The organism is Microcystis sp. M49636_WE2, from assembly GCF_030065375.1.
Taxonomy (GTDB): Bacteria; Cyanobacteriota; Cyanobacteriia; order Cyanobacteriales; family Microcystaceae; genus Microcystis; species Microcystis aeruginosa_C.
Map to the genome: position 1 here is coordinate 1 of NZ_JASJFG010000623.1, position 2,791 is coordinate 2,791.

Here is a 2,791-nt window from a genome sequence, read left to right on the forward strand (position 1 = left end):
GAAGAACAGGTTTTAGGTCAATGGTTTGAGGTGGATTTATCCCTAGAAGTTGATATCAGCATTGCTGGCAAAAGTGACGCGATTGAAGATACTCTAGATTATCGACAGGCGATCAAAATTGTCAAACACCAGATTGAAACCAGCAAATTTGCCCTCGTGGAAAAATTGGCCACGGTTATCGCTGAGGATATCCTACAACTCGAGGGCGTGCGACAGGTAAGAGTACAATTATCGAAACCCGCCGCCCCAATTCCCAACTTTACCGGTAAAATCACCATCGATATCACTAGATCTCGTTGAGTTTACGCGTATTATCGACTAAACTTCGCGCAAAAGCGTCAAAACGTTGGGAAAGCTTCTCGTCAAGGATTTTTCCTTCTTCGTTGAAGACTTTCCACGCTTGTCCTAAGCTAATTTGTTCCGGAATTACCCAAGCATGAACCCAACGGAGAATAATTCTTAAATCATTGAGGGCGTTACTATTGGATTGGCCGCCTAAAACACTGATTAACCCAGCAACCTTTCCCGATAACTCCTCAAAACTCATTAAATCTAGGGCATTCTTCATCACACCACTGACACTACCATGATATTCCGGTGTCGCCAAAATTAATCCCGCTGCCGATTTAACCGTTTGCTGCATTTTGGCTACATCGGGATAGTCAGAATAGTCATCTCCCCCGTTACAGAAGGGTAAAGAGAGTTTTCTTAGGTCAATTATCTCCGTTTCTACTCCTAACGCCCCTAATCGACTGATAGCAACTTCTAACGCCATCGCACTATAGGATCCGCTGCGTAAACTGCCATTAATACCAACGATTTTGATCATAGAACTTATACAAACTCATAACGACTACATATAAGCTAACAAAAAAAGAGACAATTGGGGAAGCTTAGTTAAAAAAATATGTCGATGGGGCGGAGGGAGCGATCGATCTAAGTTTTAATGAGAGTAGAAAGAAAGATTTATTCCATTTCCCCTGATTGCCATGCCAGAATTTCTCGATTTTCTCAAACATAAATATGCCTATGTGGCTATTGGTGAATTCAAACCGGGGTGTTTTTCCGAGGCCCAAAAACTCTACGAAAAGGCCGTTTCCACCTATTCCACGGGATTCCAAGGAGCTTTTCTGTTGCAAAAACCCGGAACCGACGAAGGAATTGCCGTGATCATCTGGGATAAAATTGATGATATGGAGGCAAATAAAAGCGAAGACCATGAATTATTGCTGAAATCCATGGCTCCTCTATTTGCAAAACCGCCTGTCACCGATTTTTACGAAGTATGTAGCGAGATAGAAGGTTCCCCCGTTTAGGGATAATGTTTCTTTTCGGTGGCGATTAATTTGGCGGCTAAAACCCCGCCTAGAAAACCGAATAAATGTCCTTGCCAAGAAATCCCCGGACGGGAAGGCAAAACGCCCCAAATTGTGCCACCGTAGAGTAAAAAGACTAAAATTGACAAGAGTATAGAAGGAATATTTCTCTGGAAATAGCCCCGCAGTAATAAAAAACCTAAATAGCCAAAAATCAAAATACTTGCCCCGATATGGATGGATCCGGGAGCAGCAAATAACCAGACTCCTAACCCCCCCACCAGCATAGTTAACCCAGTCACAATAAAAAAGTCGCTGGTTTCCTGTAACATCACCAACCAACCGAGAATCAGGAAAGGAACCGTATTAGCAATAAGATGGGGAAAGTCACGGTGTAGGAAAGGTGCGAACAGAATACCCCGCAATCCGATGACTTGATGGGGCATAATCCCGAAATTGTCTAAACTGCCCCGAAAAACAAATTGATCTAAAATCTCTAACAGCCAAAAAATCGCCACAAAGGTAGCGAGGATTATTGCTTGGGTTTTTATTTCTTGCCGTGATCCTTGACTCATAAGATTGATGGATGAGCTATTTTTTCCCATTATAACCCCCCAGATCAGTTATCAGTTATCAGTTATCAGTGATTCAGTTACCAGTTATCAGGTGTGAGTTTTCAGTTTACTGTTTACTGTTTGCTGCGGGACAAAGAGAGGCTAATTGACAGGAAAAACAAGCGGGATTTCTTGCTTTACAAACGGCCCGGCCGTGGTAAATAATACTAATAGAAAAAGTTTCCCAATCTGGTTGAGGTAGTAAAGCCATTAAATCCCGTTCAATTTTCACCGGATCGTTATTAGTAGTTAAACCCAAACGATTACTTAAGCGCTTAACGTGGGTATCTACTGTCACCCCCTCAATAATCGCGTAAGCGTGAGCAAGTACCACATTAGCCGTTTTTCTAGCTACTCCGGGTAAAGTTAATAATTCCTCCATTGTCTTGGGTACTTCCCCCTGAAAATCCTTAAGAATTTTTTGACAAGCACCCTGAATATTTTTGGCTTTATTGCGATAGAATCCCGTGGAACGAATCAGAGTTTCTAACTCCTCTCGCTCGGCAAAAGCTAAGGATTTAGCATCGGGAAAACGAGCGAATAAAGCAGGAGTCACCTTATTTACCCGCTCATCAGTGCATTGTGCCGATAGAATCACTGCCACCAATAACTGCACGGGAGTTTGATAATTTAAGCTACAGGTTGCCTCTGGATATAATCGCTTTAAGTTGCTTAAAATCTCTAGGGCGCGCATTTGAAGCTGAGTTTTTTTTCGCGGGGCCATCACTGGAATAAATCCTGAAAAACTGCTAGGTTAGCCGTGTCGCGCACGATTAAGAAAACTCCTAATCCTAAGAGTAAAACTAGACCTGTTTGCATGATGTTATCTTGCAGTTTAGTTGGGAGAGGTTTACCTACTAA

Annotated in this window: 5 protein-coding genes and 1 pseudogene; 2 read left to right on the forward strand and 4 right to left on the reverse strand. The window is 42.5% G+C overall.

Going from position 1 to position 2,791, the window contains the following annotated elements:
• Positions 1–300: dihydroneopterin aldolase (gene folB, locus PX484_RS14390; RefSeq protein ID WP_288104383.1), on the forward strand; the 300-nt coding region annotated here is incomplete at its 5' end.
• On the opposite strand, the gene PX484_RS14395 is transcribed toward folB, so the two are convergent.
• Positions 287–829, reverse strand: coding sequence for an NADPH-dependent FMN reductase (locus PX484_RS14395; RefSeq protein WP_002804257.1), 543 nt, complete (start codon positions 827–829; stop codon positions 287–289). The genes folB and PX484_RS14395 overlap by 14 nt on opposite strands.
• A 160-nt stretch (positions 830–989) precedes the next feature.
• On the opposite strand from PX484_RS14395, the gene PX484_RS14400 reads away from it, so the two are divergent.
• Positions 990–1,316, forward strand: coding sequence for an antibiotic biosynthesis monooxygenase (locus PX484_RS14400; RefSeq protein ID WP_287767698.1), 327 nt, complete (start codon positions 990–992; stop codon positions 1,314–1,316).
• Here the strand turns inward: PX484_RS14400 and PX484_RS14405 are convergent.
• The 3 genes and pseudogenes from PX484_RS14405 to PX484_RS14415 all read right to left on the reverse strand — a co-directional run.
• A complete protein-coding gene (locus PX484_RS14405; RefSeq protein ID WP_287767696.1) occupies positions 1,313–1,921 on the reverse strand; it encodes a rhomboid family intramembrane serine protease in 609 nt (202 codons plus the stop codon). The two genes, PX484_RS14400 and PX484_RS14405, sit on opposite strands and share 4 nt — an antisense overlap.
• Before the next feature lie 76 nt (positions 1,922–1,997).
• Positions 1,998–2,654, reverse strand: a complete 657-nt coding sequence (gene nth / locus PX484_RS14410) for an endonuclease III (RefSeq protein WP_043998123.1) — start codon at positions 2,652–2,654, stop codon at positions 1,998–2,000.
• A pseudogene (locus PX484_RS14415) lies at positions 2,654–2,791 on the reverse strand (RIP metalloprotease RseP); the annotation flags it as partial. The pseudogene PX484_RS14415 and the gene nth, both read right to left, overlap by 1 nt.

Excerpts from the sequence above, each read along its gene's own strand:
- PX484_RS14400 (WP_287767698.1), top strand. The coding sequence starts at position 990 with ATGCCAGAATTTCTCGATTTTCTCAAACATAAATATGCCTATGTGGCT.
- PX484_RS14395 (WP_002804257.1), bottom strand. The coding sequence starts at position 829 with ATGATCAAAATCGTTGGTATTAATGGCAGTTTACGCAGCGGATCCTAT.
- PX484_RS14405 (WP_287767696.1), bottom strand. The coding sequence starts at position 1,921 with ATGGGAAAAAATAGCTCATCCATCAATCTTATGAGTCAAGGATCACGG.
- nth (WP_043998123.1), bottom strand. The coding sequence starts at position 2,654 with ATGGCCCCGCGAAAAAAAACTCAGCTTCAAATGCGCGCCCTAGAGATT.